This is a genomic window from Kribbella sp. NPDC059898, assembly GCF_042730855.1.
Taxonomy (GTDB): Bacteria; Actinomycetota; Actinomycetes; order Propionibacteriales; family Kribbellaceae; genus Kribbella.
Window position 1 is genome coordinate 21682 of sequence record NZ_JBHWKR010000026.1, and the last position, 19171, is coordinate 40852.

The 19171-nt window shown below is 66.8% G+C and carries 21 protein-coding genes; 16 read left to right on the plus strand and 5 right to left on the minus strand.

Features of this window, described 5'->3' with window-relative positions; translation table 11 throughout:
* Nucleotides 1–21: 21 nt before the first annotated feature.
* Entirely contained in the window at nucleotides 22–1017 is a 996-nt protein-coding gene (locus ACFV9C_RS42595) for a hypothetical protein (protein WP_380203410.1), read from the minus strand.
* Nucleotides 1018–1403: 386 nt separating this feature from the next.
* Here ACFV9C_RS42595 and ACFV9C_RS42600 point away from each other — a divergent pair, with 386 nt between their 5' ends.
* The gene (locus ACFV9C_RS42600) at nucleotides 1404–1613 is read left to right on the plus strand and encodes a hypothetical protein (protein ID WP_380203412.1); all 210 of its coding nucleotides are present in this window, start codon (nucleotides 1404–1406) and stop codon (nucleotides 1611–1613) included.
* Between the two features lie 59 nt (nucleotides 1614–1672).
* On the opposite strand, the gene ACFV9C_RS42605 is transcribed toward ACFV9C_RS42600, so the two are convergent.
* Nucleotides 1673–1894, minus strand: a complete 222-nt coding sequence (locus tag ACFV9C_RS42605) for a hypothetical protein (RefSeq protein ID WP_380203414.1) — start codon at nucleotides 1892–1894, stop codon at nucleotides 1673–1675.
* Nucleotides 1895–2288: 394 nt separating this feature from the next.
* On the opposite strand from ACFV9C_RS42605, the gene ACFV9C_RS42610 reads away from it, so the two are divergent.
* From ACFV9C_RS42610 to ACFV9C_RS42625, 4 genes are read left to right on the plus strand one after another with little or no spacing between them, the layout of a single operon-like run.
* Nucleotides 2289–6071: an LAGLIDADG family homing endonuclease gene (locus ACFV9C_RS42610; RefSeq protein ID WP_380203416.1), complete on the plus strand. Its 3783-nt coding sequence runs from the start codon at nucleotides 2289–2291 to the stop codon at nucleotides 6069–6071.
* Nucleotides 6068–6622 (plus strand): hypothetical protein, encoded by a 555-nt coding sequence (locus ACFV9C_RS42615; protein WP_380203418.1) that lies wholly within the window; start codon nucleotides 6068–6070, stop codon nucleotides 6620–6622. Before ACFV9C_RS42610 ends, ACFV9C_RS42615 begins: the two co-directional genes overlap by 4 nt.
* 55 nt (nucleotides 6623–6677) lie before the next feature.
* A complete protein-coding gene (locus ACFV9C_RS42620; RefSeq protein ID WP_380203420.1) occupies nucleotides 6678–7514 on the plus strand; it encodes an HNH endonuclease family protein in 837 nt (278 codons plus the stop codon).
* Complete coding sequence (locus ACFV9C_RS42625) at nucleotides 7490–8041, plus strand: hypothetical protein (RefSeq protein WP_380203422.1); 552 nt, start codon at nucleotides 7490–7492, stop codon at nucleotides 8039–8041. The genes ACFV9C_RS42620 and ACFV9C_RS42625 overlap by 25 nt, the downstream gene beginning before the upstream one ends.
* A gap of 75 nt (nucleotides 8042–8116) precedes the next feature.
* Here ACFV9C_RS42625 and ACFV9C_RS42630 read toward each other — a convergent pair whose 3' ends face one another.
* Nucleotides 8117–8797: a hypothetical protein gene (locus ACFV9C_RS42630; protein WP_380203424.1), complete on the minus strand. Its 681-nt coding sequence runs from the start codon at nucleotides 8795–8797 to the stop codon at nucleotides 8117–8119.
* Between the two features lie 243 nt (nucleotides 8798–9040).
* On the opposite strand from ACFV9C_RS42630, the gene ACFV9C_RS42635 reads away from it, so the two are divergent.
* The 4 genes from ACFV9C_RS42635 (at nucleotide 9041) to ACFV9C_RS42650 (ending at nucleotide 12733) form a co-directional block, all read left to right on the plus strand.
* On the plus strand, nucleotides 9041–10738 hold the full coding sequence (locus ACFV9C_RS42635; protein ID WP_380203426.1) for a hypothetical protein: 1698 nt from the start codon (nucleotides 9041–9043) through the stop codon (nucleotides 10736–10738).
* Nucleotides 10735–11007 (plus strand): hypothetical protein, encoded by a 273-nt coding sequence (locus tag ACFV9C_RS42640; protein ID WP_380203428.1) that lies wholly within the window; start codon nucleotides 10735–10737, stop codon nucleotides 11005–11007. The genes ACFV9C_RS42635 and ACFV9C_RS42640 overlap by 4 nt, the downstream gene beginning before the upstream one ends.
* Before the next feature lie 287 nt (nucleotides 11008–11294).
* The gene (locus ACFV9C_RS42645) at nucleotides 11295–12335 is read left to right on the plus strand and encodes a hypothetical protein (RefSeq protein WP_380203430.1); all 1041 of its coding nucleotides are present in this window, start codon (nucleotides 11295–11297) and stop codon (nucleotides 12333–12335) included.
* A 140-nt stretch (nucleotides 12336–12475) separates the two neighbouring features.
* On the plus strand, nucleotides 12476–12733 hold the full coding sequence (locus tag ACFV9C_RS42650) for a hypothetical protein (RefSeq protein ID WP_380203432.1): 258 nt from the start codon (nucleotides 12476–12478) through the stop codon (nucleotides 12731–12733).
* On the opposite strand, the gene ACFV9C_RS42655 is transcribed toward ACFV9C_RS42650, so the two are convergent.
* Nucleotides 12723–13394: a hypothetical protein gene (locus tag ACFV9C_RS42655; RefSeq protein WP_380203434.1), complete on the minus strand. Its 672-nt coding sequence runs from the start codon at nucleotides 13392–13394 to the stop codon at nucleotides 12723–12725. The two genes, ACFV9C_RS42650 and ACFV9C_RS42655, sit on opposite strands and share 11 nt — an antisense overlap.
* A 16-nt stretch (nucleotides 13395–13410) precedes the next feature.
* Nucleotides 13411–14316, minus strand: coding sequence for an SAM-dependent methyltransferase (locus tag ACFV9C_RS42660; RefSeq protein WP_380203436.1), 906 nt, complete (start codon nucleotides 14314–14316; stop codon nucleotides 13411–13413).
* 695 nt (nucleotides 14317–15011) lie between these two features.
* Between ACFV9C_RS42660 and ACFV9C_RS42665 the strand changes: the two genes are divergently transcribed.
* From ACFV9C_RS42665 to ACFV9C_RS42695, 7 genes are all read left to right on the plus strand, one after another.
* Complete coding sequence (locus ACFV9C_RS42665) at nucleotides 15012–15326, plus strand: hypothetical protein (protein WP_380203438.1); 315 nt, start codon at nucleotides 15012–15014, stop codon at nucleotides 15324–15326.
* Nucleotides 15323–15643, plus strand: coding sequence for a hypothetical protein (locus ACFV9C_RS42670; protein WP_380203440.1), 321 nt, complete (start codon nucleotides 15323–15325; stop codon nucleotides 15641–15643). Before ACFV9C_RS42665 ends, ACFV9C_RS42670 begins: the two co-directional genes overlap by 4 nt.
* Nucleotides 15640–16164, plus strand: coding sequence for a hypothetical protein (locus tag ACFV9C_RS42675; protein WP_380203442.1), 525 nt, complete (start codon nucleotides 15640–15642; stop codon nucleotides 16162–16164). Before ACFV9C_RS42670 ends, ACFV9C_RS42675 begins: the two co-directional genes overlap by 4 nt.
* 69 nt (nucleotides 16165–16233) lie before the next feature.
* Nucleotides 16234–16818, plus strand: coding sequence for a hypothetical protein (locus tag ACFV9C_RS42680; RefSeq protein ID WP_380203444.1), 585 nt, complete (start codon nucleotides 16234–16236; stop codon nucleotides 16816–16818).
* Nucleotides 16819–16953: 135 nt separating this feature from the next.
* Complete coding sequence (locus ACFV9C_RS42685; RefSeq protein WP_380203446.1) at nucleotides 16954–17607, plus strand: hypothetical protein; 654 nt, start codon at nucleotides 16954–16956, stop codon at nucleotides 17605–17607.
* Nucleotides 17607–18500: a hypothetical protein gene (locus ACFV9C_RS42690; protein ID WP_380203448.1), complete on the plus strand. Its 894-nt coding sequence runs from the start codon at nucleotides 17607–17609 to the stop codon at nucleotides 18498–18500. Before ACFV9C_RS42685 ends, ACFV9C_RS42690 begins: the two co-directional genes overlap by 1 nt.
* Nucleotides 18497–18973, plus strand: a complete 477-nt coding sequence (locus tag ACFV9C_RS42695; RefSeq protein ID WP_380203450.1) for a hypothetical protein — start codon at nucleotides 18497–18499, stop codon at nucleotides 18971–18973. Before ACFV9C_RS42690 ends, ACFV9C_RS42695 begins: the two co-directional genes overlap by 4 nt.
* Nucleotides 18974–19171 lie beyond the last annotated feature (198 nt).

Consider the following 19171-nt stretch of genomic DNA (forward strand, 5'->3'; position numbering starts at 1 on the left):
AACGACGGAGTCACCCAAGGATCAGCCGCGGTGCCGATCGAGGTAGACGGCGGTGGCGTCGTCCGACTTCTTGTTCCGAGGCCACCGCCGGCCGTCCGGATCGGCGTTCTCGGCGGTACGCACGCGCTCGATGATCTGCTGCGGCCCGTACTGGTCCATCGTCTGAAGGAGATCCGGCCAGGTCATGAGTCCGAATGAATGGGCCCGGGCCGCCCCGTCGGTCAGAACCGCCAGCCGGATCACGCTGCCGACCTCGCCGGTGAGACCATGCGCCGCCGCTCGCGGGTCCGCGGCCGCGATCCAGTAGGTCTGATTCCGCGCGGCCAGTTCCGCGTGCTTCATTCGGATCATCGCGGCTTCCTTCTCGCCCGAACCGATCGGCCACTGATCGGCTTCCGCGCGCTCCACTCTCGCTGACTCGGAGATCCGGGTGTCAACGACAACGACAGGCCCGTCAGGCGCGTCGGGAGTATCGAGAACAACTGAGACGTCTCCAAGGACCACGTACTCCCAGTCCACAGGCCCACTCTGCCGGACGATCGCGGCCGCGGCCGACGGTGTCCCGGGATGACCAAGATCGCAGGAGCCGCGATGCAAGCCGGCGACGGCATCGATCCCGGCCGCGAGCACCTGGCCCAGCGCCGGCCGCGAGTCCTCCCGCGCCAGGCGCAGCAGCGACGACCCGAGCTCCCCCGCATACCAGGCCACTCCGTGACTGCAGCCAGTCTCAGTGCGCGCGGTGCCACCATCGACCACAACCACGGTCCCGTTTCCAGGCCCGACACCGAACCAGTCTTCATTCGGCCGTTGCGGCGCCCCCGGCTCGATCGCCGACAGCGCTCTCCAAGACGACAACCCCGAACCAACCTCTTCCTGCCAATCGGGCCGCACGCACGGGCATTGGTAGCCGTAGAGATCGTCGTAAACGCAATCGGAGTCCAAAGCCGGGTAGCAGCGCCCGTCCCGGCAGCACTTGCAGCCGGTGCAACGGCTGGTGTCGTCGATGCGTGCGTTCACGGTTGCGCAGTCGTCCCTTCGCCTGGACCAGGTCGACGACGTCGACCCGAGACCCATTCGCTTCTCGAGCTAGCTCCTCAAGTTCACCACGTCGTTCGGACTGAGGTGCAGGTTTCCCGACCAGCTGGCCGTGGACTCAGGAGCGAAGGCCGACAGTGAGGGCGTTGGTCCGCTGCGACCTGCAGAGCGTCGCCCGGTGAGAGACATGGCAGATCGGTCGAGCTGGACCGGCTGATGGCGTTCGGCGGCGGCCTCAGGGCTGGCGAGTTGCGGAGTGACGTCGGAGAGCACACCAGCCGAACCAGACTGGCTTCGAACTGACGGGCGTCCCCTCGACCAGCGCAGACCTGCGCATGCAGCAAGCGGCACCGTGAGACGCTCATTAGGTGACAGGCGCGTACAGCCCCAAGGCCGGAGATCGAATTCGTGTGACCAACACCCTCGAGGGGTATGTCAAGGCGGTCACAGATCGCGGCGTCATTGAGATCGGACTCGACCAGGACGACCCGCTGGTGGATGCCTACATCTACCCGAACGCCCACGTCAGGCCCTGGATTGCCACCATCGAGAAGATCGAGGGTGCCGACCTTGAGTGACTCCCCGCGCCAGGGACCCCAGAACGGAGCGGCTCACGACTCGGCTGGGGTCTCGGCGGTCAGCGGGCCTTGAGGTCGGTTTCATCGAGCCGGCTGATGGTCTCGTGCGCGTCGCTCATGAATGCCCGGTCGATGGCAAACGTCACGGTGTATCTGATGCTGAGCAGGCCGTCGACATCGACGATCACACCAGGTGTGCCGGCTGGTATGTAGCGGTCGGCGAACAGGCCGGTGGCCAGCTCGCGGGCCGAGATCACTTTGTCTCCGCGTCGGAATCCCATCTGCCGATCCTGCACCCCTCCAGGGGGCGCTGCTGAGTCCGGCACGTCAATCGGGACACCGAGGTCCATCGATTCCGGGTGGAGAGCCGGCCGGGATCGACGAGGTAGACCAGAACCTACTCGTCCCCGCGAGGCCAGCGCACTTCCACGACGCATCGTCGGCCGGCCAAGGATGGCTTGAACTCAGCAGCCCCGAGGCCATGGTCGGCCGACTGACCCGAGGCCGGCGGTTGGTTGATTCGCCGGGACCCGGAGACTTCTCTACGGGCAAGGGTGCGGCTCGGTTGGCGCCCGCACGGAAGATTCGACAGAAAGTCACGGCAGAGCTGTCACAAACCGGCCCGCGATAGGGCCTTCTCCTTTTGTCACCACTGGGACGGAAGGAGAGGCGCATATGGTTGCTGCGAACAACACGCGGCGTCGCCCGACCACCGCGGTCGAGCACGAGGAGCAGACCTATCAAGGCCGCGAGATCGCGACCCCCGCTCTGCACCATATCGCCGACCGACCCTGGGTCGCCCAAGTCGTCGCCCTCGCAGGCCTGACTACGTCCTGCGGTGGCATGGCGCACATCCTCGGCGCCGACCCGCTGCAGGTCGCCGGTGCCGTCACTGCCGGACTCGGTGTCACGACGGGCCGCGGCGTCCTGGGCGTACGTCGCAACCACCAGCGCCGCCGCGCCGCTGAACTGGCCGCCGCGATTTACGACGAGACCAAGCTGCCGTGCGAGGTCAAACTGCGCCGCTGGCGCGGGATCGCCTACCCCGACCCGACGAGGATCGTTGTTCGCTACCCCCTCAAGGTCAAGATCGACCCCTTCTGGACGGCCGCGATGGTGGCGCTGTGCGAAGCCACGCTCGACATGCCGCTGGCGGTCCGCCGGCACGACCTGCGCCGCCGCCGGCTCGTCCTGACTCGCTCGGTCGCGCCGGTCGTCGAGAAGCCGACGCTGCTCGAGAACGCGACCTTGCAACGTGCCACCAGCCTGCTCGCCGAGCTCGTCGGCGCCGATGCGACCGTCGACCCGGACTGGGTCGACGAGGAACAGCAGCAGCTGCGGGCCGTGACTGTTCGCCACCGCGCCTCGGCCAAGGTCGCGAGCCCCATGTACCAGGCGAAGGTCGAACGCATCCTGTCCACGATGCTGCCCGGGCGCTGGAGAACCCGCTGGAACGTCGAAGAAGACTATTTCGTCCTCGAGCAACGGCCTCTCCTCGAGCATTTCATCCCGCGCCCCGTCGTACCAATCACCGACGAGAACAAATATCGGATCCCGCTGGCGATCGGTGAAGACAGTCAAGACATCATCTGGGAACCGCGAGACCTCAGCCACCTGCTGATCGTCGGCGGTACGAACACCGGCAAGGCACTGGCCCTGGACACCCCAATCCCGACACCATCCGGCTGGTCGACGATGGGCGAGCTGCGCGATGGCGACACAGTGTTCGACGAGACCGGCGCTCCGTGCCGTGTAGTCACGGCGCACGCCGTCCGGCATGGGCGCCCTTGCTACGAGGTCGAATTCTCTGACGGGACGGTCATCGTCGCCGACGCCGAACACCTCTGGTCGACCTCTACGCGAGCACAACGTGTGAACCGTCATCCCGCCCGAGCCCGATCCACGCGCCGCTATTGGACGCCCTCGGATACGGCTCAGGTAGAGAGACACGCTCTTGACATCCTCGGCCAGCCGGATCGGCAGATCACAACCCGAGACGCCATCGACAGACTGGGCGGTCACTTTCAAGCCCGGGTGTTCGCGGCCGCCCGCGACCTCGGACCCGAGGGCACCGCTCGCCGCCGCACTGTAAGACGAACGCCTGGGAGACCTCCGCACGCTCTGACAGTCACTGCCCCGACCTACTCAGCGCACCGGTTGTACGCAAAACTCCGCAGTGCCAGCCAGCGCACGATCAACGGTCATGGGGTCAAGCTCGCAGAATCCGATGTCGTCACCACCGAACAGATCGCCGCCACCCTCCGCAGCACCAATGGACACGCCAATCACTCGATCCCAGTCGCTGGGCCGCTTCTGTACCCAACCCGCGACCTGCCGATTGATCCCTACGTTCTCGGTGCGTGGCTCGGCGATGGGCACTCCATGAGGGGCCAGATCTTCACTGCTGACCCGGAAGTCGTGACCAACGTCGAAGCGTCGGGTCACGCCGTGAAGAAGCTGCCGTCCGACCCGTATCTCTATGCTGTGCGTGGACTCAGCACCCTGTTACGCATCAATGGGTTGGTGCGCAACAAGCACATTCCCGAGGTCTACCTTCGGGCCGATATCGACCAGCGGCGCGCACTTCTTGCCGGTCTCATGGACACCGATGGCACCTGCACCAAGGCCGGGACAGCTGAGTACGCAACGACCACCGCGCAGTTGGCTCACGACGTGTATGACCTCGTCACGGGACTCGGACACAAGGCGACTCTGCGGGCGAAGCCATGCGCTGGGCGCTCCCCGGAGCGCTCGACGGTGTACACGGTCGCCTTCCCACCTGCCGGTGACCTGCCGCTGTTCCGGCTCACCCGCAAGTCCGAACGCCAGCGCCCCGCAGCCGCCCGCCCGAGGGCGAGGGAGCGGTACATCGTCGACGTCCGCCCCGTCGAGTCCGTACCGGTGCGATGCATCACCGTGGACAGCCCGACCCACCTGTACCTTGCGAGCAAGGCCTGCATCCCCACGCACAACACGGTCGCAATCCAAGGCGTCGCGGTCGAGGCGAGCCGCCGCGGATGGCGTGTCCGCGTCGTCGACCCCAAAGCCGTTGAATTCCTCGGCCTGCGCGACTGGCCGAACATCGAGGTCGTCGCCACGGCGCTCGAACACCAGATGGCCACCATCTACTCGACGTGGCAGCTGATGGAGGATCGCTACGCCCAGATCGTGGCAGGGGAGATCCACGAAGACGACTTCGAACCAGTCGTCTTGATCGTCGACGAGTTCCGCGACCTCTACGGCATGGTCACCGACTGGTGGTCCCGCCACAAGCCAACCGGCGCGACCGGCAAATGCCCGGTCTTCGAAAAGCTGTTCAGCCTGGTGCGCAAGGGCCGGACAGCGCGGATCCATCTCGTGCTCGGAACGCAGAGGCCCGACGCGGACTTCCTGACCGGTGAAGCCCGCGACAACTTCAAGGCCCGGCTGTCGCTCGGCCGGCTCTTCCCCGACGGCGCCAAGATGATGTGGGACTCCTACCACGTCGGTGTGACCGTTCCCCGCCTGATCAAAGGCCGCTGCACCGGTATCGACGACAACGAGAAGTACGTCGAGGCGCAGGTTCTATGGACCCCGGACCCCCGCAAGGCACGGCATACCCAGAACGAGGCGGACCTGGCGCTGCTCGAAGCCCTGCTGCCCGACGAGACCACCTACCCCCGAATGCAGATCGAACTCAACGAGGAGTACCTCGTCCAGTCCGACAGCAAGGGACGCCCACTGATCTGGGACGCCATCGTCCACTCGACGTACGTCCCCTACGACGGCACCGAACCGGCAACACCGGAACCCGTCATCCCTGAGCCGAGCTATGCCGAAGCCGAATCCGAGGACGACGGTTACGGCCCGCCAGAGCCGGCCACCGCCGAAGACCTTGAGGTCGGAGACCTGATCGAGAACGACGGTGAAGGCAGCGAATGGGTCACCGCGGAGCGGGTCTTCAGCGACGGAGAGATGTACGGCATCGACTGGCGTGATGACAACGGCGACGGTGGAACCATGGAGATCTCCGCTGAACAGGTGTTCCAGCGACGCTCGCCGCTACGCGACGAGACGAGCCAAGCCGAGCCTTCAGCCTTCGACACCAGTCCAGACGACATGGGAACCCCAGACTCAGACGAGTCAGACAGCGATGATGCCGCTGGCAACAGCAAGGATGCCGATCAGACGCAGGCCGCGGTACGCAACAGCCCCTCGAAGGCCACGACCGAAAACGAATCTGACGGGACCGATGCTGGGACCGAGCCAGGGGGCGATCGAGCCGACCGAGCCAGCCCGCCGAGACGCACCAATCCAAGGTCAAGGCAGAAAGACCACGGCGCCGAAGACGGCCCAGTACAGGATGAGACACCGAACGACCAGGACGGCCTGCACGACCAGGACGGCCTGCACGACCAGGACGGCCTGCACGACCAGGACAACAAAGTCGATGAAGACGCTGAGCAGGAGGAGCCATGATGCGGCTGAAACGCCGAACCACGCCAAACCCAGCCGCCCACCGCTACGACCTGGACCTACCCAGCATCACCGCAGCCGCCCGCGGCCTTCTCGGATCCGATGCCGCCGTCCGACCCCTGTGGAACTACGAGACAGGAGCCCTCGAGGTCGTCGAAGTGCGGACCCCCCGATCCATCGCCCGCATTCCGGGGATCCTGACCCAACTCACCTCGCGTGTCACGAACCACCTCGGCGAACACTGGATCTGCGAACGCGCCACGGACGACCCAGACGCGATCCGGATCGCCAAGGCCGAAACCGCAACTTTGCAGCGCGCAGGGCTGGGCACGATCACCGAAACCCTCAACGCCGGCGCCGCCTCGCTGGGAAATCCCTCAGTGCAGCCCACCTATGCCCCGGACGGAGCCCTCGAGTCCGTCGACATCCTGTTCAGCCCAGGCAGGAAGGTCGATGACCACGTGCTCAGTGACTACGCCACCACGGCCATGCCCGGCCGCTGGAGCCCGTCCTGGCCGGCGCCGGACCGCCTCCGTCTGACCCCCCGACCCTGACCCCAGCCTGTCGCCGGACCCGAACACAAGCGGACGATCTGCTGAAAGGACACCTGTGTCCCTGCCCTTCCGACCGGCCGTCGCGATCGCCGCGGCCGCCGCCGCGTTCCTCACGGCGAGCTGCGCCGCCCTCGGCCAAGGCACAACCCTGCCCGGCGTCACGCCGCCGCCCGGCACCACCACTCCTCACCGCCCAACCGCAACCACAGCCAAGACCACGCCGGGCACCACAAGCCCGAGCACGCCGCGGCATACACCTGCGACCGTGACGCCGTCGACCGCGACAACCCCAGGAACCATGACGGCCTGGGCGGTCACCGTCGCCCAGGTCAACACCGCCACCGGGCAGCTGGCCACGCTGCCCATTGCGGCCCGGGGCCCACGCGTCAAAGACGCACGCGACCTCTTCGGGACAGCCTGGAAAGACGTCGACCACACCGGTTGCGACCAACGCAACGAGGCTCTGGCCCGCGCGCTGCGCAACACGACCTTCGGCGACCGCAAACACTGCGTCGTCGTCTCCGGTGTGCTCGACGACCCCTACTCCGGGCAGTCCATCCCGTTCCATCGCGGCCGATCGCTCATCGACATCGACCATGTCGTGCCCCTCGGCCACGCGATCCGGGTCGGCGCCGCCAGCTGGAGCCAGGCCGACCGCGAAGCGTTTTCCGGCGACCTCACCCTCGAACTCCTTCCCGTGTCTGCCTCACTGAACCGCCAGAAAGGCGACGCGCCGCCCGACGGCTGGCTCCCGCCCAACAAGACCTACCGGTGCGCGTACGCCGTGCGATGGATCGCGATCAAGAAGAAGTGGAACCTTACGGTCACCGGCGTCGAGCGAACGACCTTGACCGACCTCATCGCCCAGTGCCGACCAGCCGGGACACGCTGATGATGCCGCCAGGAACCGTGAATGCACTGCGCATCCGGAACGACCACCTTGTGCACGACCACAGCGGGCACCCCGTCGCGCCGCCCCATCCGCAGGCTCTGACCTGGGCCTACGAGCTTGTCGAGCCCGCCGGCAGGGTCTACGGCATCGACGCCGACGCGATCCTTGCTGCCGTGATCGACGACTACCAAACCGCCGACCCCGAGCACGAGAAGGCCGCCGCGCGAGCCCGACACGCACACGCCACCGCGCTCATCCTGACCGCACAGCACCGCGCCGACCACCAAGGCACTGTGATCGATGCGCAAGTCACGACGCTGCGCACCCCGACCTCGCGCCCCGTCACCGCGCCACTGTGGGACTGTCCCGTACCACTGGTCCTGGTCGACGTCGTGTATGCGCCATTCACCTCGGCCACTGCGCCGATCGGCAACGTCAGATGGCTGCACAGCCGAGACGCCGACAGCTACCTGCAGTCGCTGTGCGAGGTCGGGGCAGTCACCCTGCACCGCGCAGGACCCAGCTGAGCACCAACCTACGGACCTTTTTGTCCAGCGCTGTCACAGATCGGCCACCTTGTGGGCCTTCTCCTAATGAGACCGCTATTCGGCGGTCGCCGCAGGAAGGAGCAAGTCGCCGTGGTCTGCCGGACACATCCGCTGGGAACCGTCGCGATCGGCCTGGCCAAGCGACGGTCCAGGCTCGACGATGCTCAATTGCAGTCGATCGTGCACCAGCTCAGACATCTTGGTACCGCCGTGCAGGCCGATCACGCCGACCGGCTGCGGACCAGCCTGCGCACGAAACTGCAGCTCGCGGTCGACCACGACTCCACGATCAAGACGCAACGCCGCGCCGGACTGCACCGGCGGCTGGCCGCCGCGCTGAACCAGCCGCTCGAACCCGCACTCGCCTGGGCCCTGCTCCAACTGCCGGGCACAGCGCTGCGCGCCCAGCACGCACTGACCTGGCGACTGGCGGCCCACGCAGCCCGCCGAGGCCAGACCTTGGCTGAGACCACAGCAGAGTTCCACGCACTGCGAGGCCACGCCCCCCGCGGCCGCCAGCCCCGCGCCACCTGGGACGAACGCGTAGCCACCTGGGGAACGCCCCAAGACGCCGCGACCCGCTACGCCTTCGAGCAACTCCAGCACCCCGCCTCCCTCGGCGACGCCGCGCGCCGCGGACATCGGCTTGTCCCCGACCACACCCACCTGATCGCCGGATACCCCAGCTTCCGGTTCGGGTACGACTCTGTCTCGCAACGCCTGGAGCTCCTCCACCCTGTCGGCACATTGGCCCCGTTCCGGCTCGTGCCTCCAGGACTAGCAGACCTCCTCACGACCGCCGAGGCCGCGCATGCACTGACCACTCTCTTCACGACTGGCGCGCACCAAGTCCGGTCCCAGGTCGGCGCCGAACGCGACGGATATGCACTGCCCTGCGCCACCTGCGGCACCCCAGAGCCGGCGGCCCATCCCTGCCCCGCCGCAGGCCCGGTCCTGGCCGGCGGACAACTAGTACATGTGGCCCGCAGCGGCATCACCCTGCGCACAATCGCCGCCGACGACATCCGTCATCTCCTGGCTGCCGGCCGCACGGTGGAACTGCCCGTTCACCTCACCTGCGGCTCGGGGCCCATCGTCATCGACGCGACCCATCGGCATGACATCGAGCAACGTGACCCCGGCCCGGGAGTGGTCGACGGGACCGTCGTGATCGCACCGGCACCTCACCCCACGATCATCCTCGACCGAACGGAGTGTTCCTGCATGACCTTCCACGAAACCCAGGACTGCGATCACCGGATCATCGCCCGCGACGTCATCGAAGGCCACCTGGCAGACCACCCCGAAGGTCCTGCCGACCAGACAGAGGACCGTGCGCCGCACAGCCACACCCGAGAGGAATACCTGCCCTCGGTCCCCGTCCAGCGGCAGGCCGTTCTTGAGCTGCCCGCCGGATCACCGTCCACCAACTGTGCGCCCCGCCCAGACGCGTCGACCTGGACCTACAGCGAGGACCCACGGCGATTCGCAACCGACTGCCGTGCAGCCCTGGCTCGCCGCGGCGACGAACACGGCGGCATCCCATACATCACCGACTCGCCCGCGATCTACGGTCACGGCGACGACCGGCCCTTCCAGATCGAGATCGAGTACTCCGCGCCCAACCCGTCCGTCGCGCGCACCTACCCCCAGTTCGAAGACACCGACCAGGCCTCGACCCAGTACGCCGTGCCCCACGTTGGTGCGTCCAGCGACGACGAGGCGCTGCCAGGGCTCGGCACGGGCGAGATCACCGCGAGCCGCTATATCGCCGGCCGCGGATGGGAACACAGCTACCGGCACGTCCCGGTCAACGCCGCAGGCGACCACGCCAGCCAAGCCCAGATCCTCAACGCCGGCATCGGCAAGGCACTGCACCAGCAAGGCATCCTCGACGACCCGGTCATCCGTGGCTTCCAGCCGACGGCACACGCAGGTGTGGCCCGTGAACGCTGGACGCTCGAGGCGGCCGCAACCGCCGACGGTCGAGCCGTCTCCCCGCTCCAGCTCGACACGCCCTCGAGCTGGGCCGACCTTGCCGCCGTCTGCAGACAGATCACAGAACACGGAGGCGACCCCGCGATGGCCGGTACCTACGTGGCCGTCGCGGCGCCGGACTTCGCCGCCAATCCGGAAGCGATCACCAACCTGCAACGGCTCCTGCTCGTCTGCGAAGACGACCTCTACCGAATGGCATCCAACCCGCACACACCATCGCGGATCGCCCGGTTCTGCCGACCGCTCCAGGAGCGGCCAACGCTGGGATTCGGCACCGCGACCCACACGGCCGGCGCCCGTCCACCCGTCCGCCGCCCGATGGTCGACTTCACCGGCCTCGACCGCGACGACCCAGCCTCCTCGTACCTGCTGTTCCGGCTGTTCGACGGATCGTTGCAGCCCGGGCGCATCCAAGCACAGATCAAACTCGCCCTGGCCGCGACCGACTTCGCGGCCCGCCACGAGATCTCGCCGCTCGAGCCCCGCGTCCGGCTCGGCAACGGAATCACCCGACAGCGGGTGCTGCGTACACACGCCGAATGGTTCGACCCCATCACCACCAGCGGCATCCGCCGGCTGATTGACCAGCTGTTCCAGCGCGACGAAGACAAGCAGCAGATCGCGGCACTGTGGGCCGTAAGCACCTACCAGACCAACCCGGTCGAGGAAGCTTCATGAACCCCGAGGACGAAAACGAGATCGTCAGGGTCGTCCTCATCATCGCGGGCGCCGTCGCGCTGCTCGGCACCGGCGCACTCGGGTTCCACGCAGACGTCGGCAAGTGGCTCCGCACCAGCCACCTGCTCGTCGAGCACGCAACCCTGCCCGTTCCCGGGCTCGGCGGCATCGGACTCGACATCGCCCGCCTCGTCGTCCTGGCCGGCCTGCTGACCTTCGCCGGCGCGATGACCTGGATCGCCCTGCGACACCACAAGACCAACCACTGAACGACGCTCATAGAAGAGAACGGAGGACAGCATCATGGCCGCACCCAGGAACCTGGCAAAGCACGCGCTCACAGTCGACCAGGCCGCCACACACGACCGGCTCACCCGAAGGATTGCCCACTGCACCCAGTCAGGCGAGGTCGTTCCCTGCCTGTCGGAGCCTGATCTGTACGCCGGCGATGGACCCATGCGCGATCGCATCCGAGCCGCCCAGCGCTGCAGCACCTGCCCCGCGTTCGCTGACTGTGACGCCTTCCGGCTCACCGGCGCACTCACAGGAGGCGCCGTTGTCGCGGGTCAACTTGTCTGAACTCACTGCAACCGCAACCAGCGACGACAAGTACCGCCAGGTCAGGTCTTCCCAGGTCGCCGAGCTCACTGGGCTCATTGTTGACGCCAACCGGCAGCGACCTGTCCTCGTGATCACACCGGCCGGAACGCGCAGCGGACCACGCATCGATCCGGCCAACCTCCCGGCCGAGGTGTCCAACGACGTCGACATTCGGATCCTCAGCTCAACAGCCGCGGTCCTGCGCATGTCCGAACTGCTGCCCAAGCCGCTGCGTGTGTACGGGGGAGCGGCGAGGATCTACTGGCCGCGCCTATCCCTGGCTGACGGCCCACAAGATCACCCCGTGATTCTGGCCTTCGAACACACCGATCCGCAGGAACCACTCACGAGGATCACGGCCGAGGTGACCGCGTGGCGCAGCCGGGCCGAATTGCTGCCGCACGGAGGCAGTCGACTCGCCGCCAGACAGAAGAAGGTCCGCAGCCTCCACCGCGACCTGACGACCGCGCGCCAGACAGCTAACCAGGCGATCGTGCGCGCCGAAGCCGCGGAACGCCAGGAACAGCTGCTGCGAACCCAGCTCGAGCAGGTCCAAGCCCGCAACGCCGAGCTCATGGCCGAACTCGCCGCGCCGCACCCACCACTGTTCGCCGACCCCGTCCAGCAGCTCCGCCACGACCTTCACCTGACCTGGCTCAGAGCAACACCAGAGGCAGAACGCGACACCCAGCCACTACGGACGTACGCCGCCGGTCCCGACTTGATCGACTCGATGAACCTCGAGCTGGTGACCCGAGAACGTATCCTCCTGGTCATGGTCGACGTTCTGACCGGAGCCGTGCACACCCACCCAGGCCGCGCAGCCCACCGTCAACGCACGAACGCCGCCGGGAGCTCCACGGCTCAGATCCGTGGCGACAAGGCCATCGCCTGGCGATGCTCCCTCAAGACCAACACACCGGCAGCCCCGCGGTTGTTGTGGTGGCAACTGCGTGACGGCTCGATCGAACTGGACCGCGTCGTTCGCCACGAATAGCCGCGTCCACTCAACTGTCGCCCAGCAGGACTCCGCTCATGCCGGCATCTGAATCTTGATCCGCCCGTCCCGCAGCCACGTCGAGACACCGCAGATCCGAACCCTCACAGGAACAACTGGGCTCCACTACTCTGATCACCGTGACCAATCGCGACCCGCTGACCGCTCCACAGGTTCGCGCCATGATCGACGACGCCGGAGTCGACCGGAACGATCTGGAAATCGAAACCGACCCCGAAATCTGGCACGACCACCGAACCGGCGAGGACATCCAAGGCGTCCTGATCGGCCACGGCCCATCCCGCGCCGCGGTCATACGTGTACTGCAGTACAACGGTCTGCTCATCCATCCGCACGACGAGCACTACAGCTGGGTGATCAACCCGCCTAACCGCTGATCAGTTCCGGGCTGGCAGACGCCCGACCCATCGGCGGTTCTCCGCGCGAAGGCGCTGCATGCGTGGCTTGCCGTTCGGTTGAGCCGGCCGGGGGCATTACCGTGAGACAGGGCCCACTGCGCATGGCACGAAGGTAGCCGGTCGTCGGCGCGTCCCACTCCATGGAAGCAACAACCGTGAGCCGGACCGGTACGCCGAGGCATTCCTCGAGGTCAGCGTTGGCCGCACGCAGCCGCCGCGGTGGCGGCGAACCGACCACGATGACCTCGACACCTTCAGGGGCCGGTCCCGGCTCACCGTGGAACCGCTGTGCCCACGAACCGACGATGACGGCCCGTTCGATGTCCGGGACACTGGACAGTGCCTTCGGTACTGCATCCGCAGGACCGTAGGCGCGGCCCAGGATCTGCACGAGCGGCTCGTAGTACGGGCTCTCGAGGTTTGCCGAGACCAGCCGAGTATTGCCCGCTCGCCGTTCTCGCAGTATCCCGCACTCCACCAGCCGATTGACCTCGCGCAGAGTGTTCGGCTGAGCGATGCCGGCGATTGCCGCCAGAGTCGCGATGGGCTGTTCCCGAGCAGGGACGAGCAGCAGCCAGGCGAGGATTCGGGCTTGGGCCTGAGACCGGAAGATCGGCAGGATCGCCTCAGGCCGGCTCACCACATTCCGTATTTCACTATTCGGCAATCGTATAGCCGTGCGTGTTGCGAGAGTCTGGCGGTGAGGGTGTGTGGTGGCTCGGCTCGCGTACTCGGGCTACCCCGGCGACAGCGCAGCGGCGGATCGAGTTAAGGCCGACCTCGATCTCGTCGAGATCGGGAGGCCACTCGTCGCAGAGCGCGACTCCGGGGCCGACCAGATCGAGTTCGCCGAACACCGCCTCGATGTCAGGAATCGGCAGGAACCGGCCTCCGTGCAGCTCAGAGCAGAACATGGCACCGATTGTGGCGGCGACGGTTTCAAGACCGTCGGCGACAGCGAAGAATCCCAGGGCGAGGTGCGAGCCGACCGCGAGGTGAGGGATCCAGCCCTGAACGGTCTTGGCCGGGTCGACGCGTTCAGGATCGGCGAAAACCAACGGCATGGTGCTGATGACCCCGACCGGGCGATCCCAGTCGATCACAGCCCTGCTGCCCTGGTGCTCGCGGATCATCGCCAGATCGTTCGGATCGGCATCCAGTACGCCGATTCTGTTGTTGACCGCCAGTAGTGCCCGCCCGTGCGCCAGGACTTCTGGATTCTGGTCGACATAGAGCACCCGGGCCTCGAGGTTGAACTTCTGCACGATGTCGTGGGTGTTCTCGCCGAGCCGGGGATATCCGGGGCCGCAGTCGACGAATTGGTCGATGCGCGCGGATCTCACGAGGTGGTCGGCTACGCGCTGCTTGTACCGGTGGACGGAGTTCGCGAGGTCTGCGATGTCCGGCTTGGTTGCTCTGATTCTCTCGACGAGCTCACGCTCTACCGCTCGTGAGTCCTTTCCGCCGAGGAGGGCGTTCCAGACCTTGGCGACGGATGGCACCGGGACTAGGTTCGTGGCCTGCTCGGGGCGGGGCTGCTCGGGCTCGGCCGGCACGGTCATGATGCGGGTCCGGCGCTGACCGGGGTGTGACTGGAGGCATGGCGCGACTGGTTGACTGCGGTGGGCTCGATCGTGGGCGTCAGGGACCGGTACATGCTCGTCACGATCGCGGCGTGCTTGCGCGCCTCGTCCTCAGGTCCCGTGAAGTCCGTGATCGGGTGGGTGCCGAGCCAAAGGCGGACCCGGAGTTGAGACGTGCTCGGCGTCGAGCGCTGTCCGGTAGTGGCAGTGTCTAACTGTTGCATTGCAATCGCTCCCGAGGCGGCTGACTGGTCGGCCAGTTGCCCCGGGCTCCGAAGCGATCGCGGATCCTCGGGCCAATGCCGCCGAGGTCGCTGCTGCGGTCGTAGCAATGCAAGACAGAAGTTAGCAGCGCTGGACAGCAGCGGGATGCGCCGCGCCTGATCGAGATCGATCCGCAACCGGTGCAACGCAGGCCCAAAACGCCGAGAGCGTCCGGCCGGGTGCAGGTGTCGATCAGGCGTGCCTTCAGGCGGGAGCGCCAGGTCTCTTGCGGGTTCGGTGTCACAAATCGACCTGAGATTGGGCCTTCTGTGGATAGGAGAGAAGGCGCCTCTGGTGCTGGTGACCGACGAAGCGCCCGTGCCTCGGAGCGTGTCGTTCCAGGCTTGCACAGTGGACGCGTTTATGCCAATGTGAGGTAGACGCGAATATGCCAATCAGGAGGTGGGACGATGCAGACCCAGCCGCTTCGGCTGCAGACCAGCTGCCAGATGTTGCCGACCAACGACGGATACCTGGCCACGATCAGCGACCCGGCATCCGAAGCGCACGGCTTCTTTGCCTTCGGCCCCGATCACCACGCCGCACAACGAAGCCTCGCGCAGGTCGTCTGGGACCACCTGACGGCCACCGGCCAGGTGTCTTTGCACGTCGAGGGCATCGTCCTGCAGATCCAGACTTCCGTGACCTGGTTCCCGAACAGCGTCCTGACCCGACTGCCCTCCGCGCTCCTCGGTCTGACCCCGGCCGCGAAGGAAGTACGATGACCGCCCTCATCGATCTGGTTCCGCCGCCGGCCACCGCGCAGCCGGCCGTGAACCTGCGGATCCATGTACAGCGACGCGCCGTCGACGGATGGTGCGCCGACATCGACGATGAGCTCGACCGGCAGCCCGACGACCCCTATTGGTTCATCGGCGGCTGCGTAAGCCTCGCGGACGCTGTCACCGCGGCCTGCACCAAGCTCGCCGCGATGTCCGCCGAGCCCAGCACGATCCGCTCCACCGGCCGGATCAGCGGCTGGATCGACCCGATCCTGACCGAACCCGTGCCGCTGGCTGGGGCCGCCGGAGCAATGCGATGAGCGTCATCCTGATGCATCCGACGGCCAGCGGGGGACGTCCCACCATGGACGCCGAGGTCCTGTTCGGGCACAGCCACCATCCCCACCGCAGGACCAAGGTCCGCCAGCTCACGATCGACGGGGTCGAGTACTTCACCAACGGACCGCTCGTCATCCGTGGCGACCGGCTGCACGGCCTGGATCCTTCCTGGACGTGGATGAAGCGCCCGGTCACCATCGGCCTCAAGTTCCTGGCGGACGCACTCAACGACGAAGTGACCGCAGCCATACCGGTGCAGCGCTTCCACGCAGACGTCATCTGCGCGCTGGAGCAGTGCAATGCCCGCATCGCGGTTCTCGCCGGGACACACAGCGGCAACCTGCACGCCGTACTGCATGACGGCGCCCCTGTCGGCCTCGCCGTCCCGATTCCCGACCACCTCATGGCATCCCGCATCGGGGTGATCCCCGGTCACTGGAACCCCTCAGACCCGGCATCGCCCGACATGCCCTGGTTCGACGGCGACTCGAACCCCGAGTAGGCCCCGAACACCCGATATCCCGCGGAGAAAGAACACATGATGCGACACCTTGCCCGTGCATTGACCGTGATGCTCATCGGCACCGGAACACTGGTGGCCTGCAGCAACGATGACGAAGCCTGCGCCTCCCAGCCCCTGACCAAACCCCCCGGCCCGAGCCGGACCAACAACCGTCCGAGCTCCGGCCGGACAACCTCGAAGGTTCAGGACCGCACCAACACCAACAAGTCCGGCAAGTCCGGCAAGGCGACCCAGCGGCCGACGAACTGGTCCGGCTACAACGAGCGGGTCAAGCAGCACAACTGGTCGAAGCCCTACCGCGCCGGGTTCCCCACCCCGCAGCAGCCGGTGATCATCCACCAGTACGGCCACGACTACCGGACCTACCCCGGATACGGCGGCTACTACCCAGTGGGAACCTGGCCCATCGGCTACGGCGAACGGTACGGATGCCGCTCTGAGAAAGAGTCACAGCCGGACACAACCAGCAGCCCGACCCCGGAACCCACCGTCACCGTCACCGAACCCGTGACACCTACCCGAAGCTCTACCCCCACCACACCCGCAGCCCCCATCCCTACCGCATCCCCGACTAACACTCCGAGCTCCAGCCCGAGCTCCAGCCCGGTTCCCAGTCCGAGACCGGCGGCGTGAGCCATGACTGCTGAACGCCACGGACCTGAAGGCTGGGCTTGGCCCGCCGATCAGCACGATCCCCTGACTGCCAAGCGCATCCCGGTCACGACGCGCCACGACGACGGATTCCTCGTCGCCTTCGACGTCGAGAGCGTGAGCCGGCCGACCGATCTGGAAGCCGCGATCATCGCCTCGTTCACCGAGTTCGTGCGCACGATGGACTACGACCAGCAGGACGCGGAGCACATGGCCAAGGAACCCTTCGACTACGCCCCTGGCCGTGACACCATCCTGCTCCACAAGTACGGCGCCGACTCATGGGCCCTGCGACAGTCCTCGTGGAACCCCGATCAGTTCGAACCCGGACCCCTGGACAACCCCAAAACACTGACCGCGGTCCTCAACTACGACGCCACCCCGCTGGGCGAGTGGGTGCGCTGGCAGACCGAAAGACTCGATGTCTTCGCGACGCCGACGCTGGCCGGACCGGTACCGGCCGAGGCCGTCGACCTGGCCTGCCGGCGAGCCCACGGCGACATCGAATGGGCCAACCTGGCTGCGGCCGACAAGGAGATCAAACGCGCGGCGATGCGGTACGTGCTCGAAGGCGTCGCACCCCTGCTCGGCGAGCGGCCCGAGCCCGCCAATCCGACCCGCGCGCAACTGCTCGCCACCCTCGAGAACACGCTGTACCGGCGATCGATCGATCAGCACTACGTCGTCCCCGTGCTCGCGAGAGATCTCGCCGACGACCTCCAGTTGGCCATCCTTGGCGCCGAGCGTGTCCCTGCGCGGGTGGAGGCCTGATGCGGACCTCCGAGACCACGCGACACTCGCTGTCCAGGAGCGCCGCCGGCGACCCGGTCCTGACGATCACCTTGGCTGGCCGCCGCGACATCGACACCTTGGCGCGCGGCACGGCGAGTGTCGCCAGCCTCAGGCACCTGGCTAGCGAGGTCACCTCTGCCTTCCTCGATGGCCGGAACCGGACCGGCACTTACAGGCGTGACGGCGTCGAGAAGACTCGCACCGAGGAGATATCCGGCGCCGTCGAAACGATCGTCCTGGTCGGCTGGGACACTACCCATCGGCTCGCGTTCGCGATGCTCGGCTGGCGACCTAACTTTGCTGCGATGGGCTGCGAGATCCTGCGGGCTCACCTCCATGCGATCGGTCCTGACGCCTGGAAAGACCTGTGGACACGGACCCATGGCACGGACGAGGCCCCCATGGACCTGACAGGGATCTCGACGACAGCAACGCCTCAGCCGCTCGCCGCGGCCGCACGAACGCTGCAGCAAACGCTCTACCAGGATGCAGCGCTGCCCCAGCCGTTCGAGGAGCACGACACCGTTGTCGTGTCCGCGCAGGCTCTGCACACAGTCCTGTGCTCGCTGAAGCTCGCCGCGCCGCCGACAAGAGTCGAGTTCGTCGCGCAGAACATCGTCAACCAGCTCGGAGACCTCTGGGAGATTCCGGTCGACGTGCGCCAGGCGACCAACGACCGCTGCGACACCTTCGTCGCCGGCCTGATCCGGACCACCCATCCAAGCCGCGAGATCACCGGCCACTGCGGCGATCTCGGCTGCAGGGCGTTCATGTGGGGAGAGTTCCCCGGCATCGACGACCCGGTGCTGCTGTGCACCGCGCATCGGATGCCGGCGCCGGGGTGGGCCTACGAAGAAGCGGTGCAGCGATGACCAGCCACTTCCACATTCGCCGGCGCTCACTGCGCCTGCCGCGACGATATGGCAACCCCTTGTGGCTCCCGCAGAGAGAACCGCGCGCGTGGTGCGGCGAAAGAGTTCTCGATCGTGACCAGAATGACCGGGCCCGGCCAGGAACAGGGGGCGCATGGTACCCGGCCTGTCTGATTGCCCAGGACAACCACAGGGGCTACCGAACCTGGCGGATCGAGCGTGGCCTGACCGCCCACGTGCCTGTCCTTGACGGTGCGCAGGTAGTGAGCCTGGAAGAGATGCTGGCGCTCACAGTCTTCTTGATCGCCGGCCTGGTCCTCGTTCCGTTGCCCTGGGCAATCGGCGCGTACGGCGTCGCGGTAGCGATGTTTCACCTGTGGCTGCACAGCAACGATCGCTGCTGCGGCGGCTGCGGAGTCCACGCAAGCTCGAGGCGGCAGGCGACCCGCCAGGACGAAGGGCCGCGGCCGTGACCTACCTCTACCTGGACAGTTCTGGGAAAGTCATCCGGTCTGATCGGCCGCTCCCGGCGCCCGGGTGTAGCCCAAGTTGCTCGACAAGGACTCACGGACATTGCGGCGGCCGCGGTTGCAGCCCTCATCGGTACCTCGAAGCGCCTGGTGGTCATGCAGACGATGCGTCCGGTGTCGGCGAACACAACCTGAGCGATG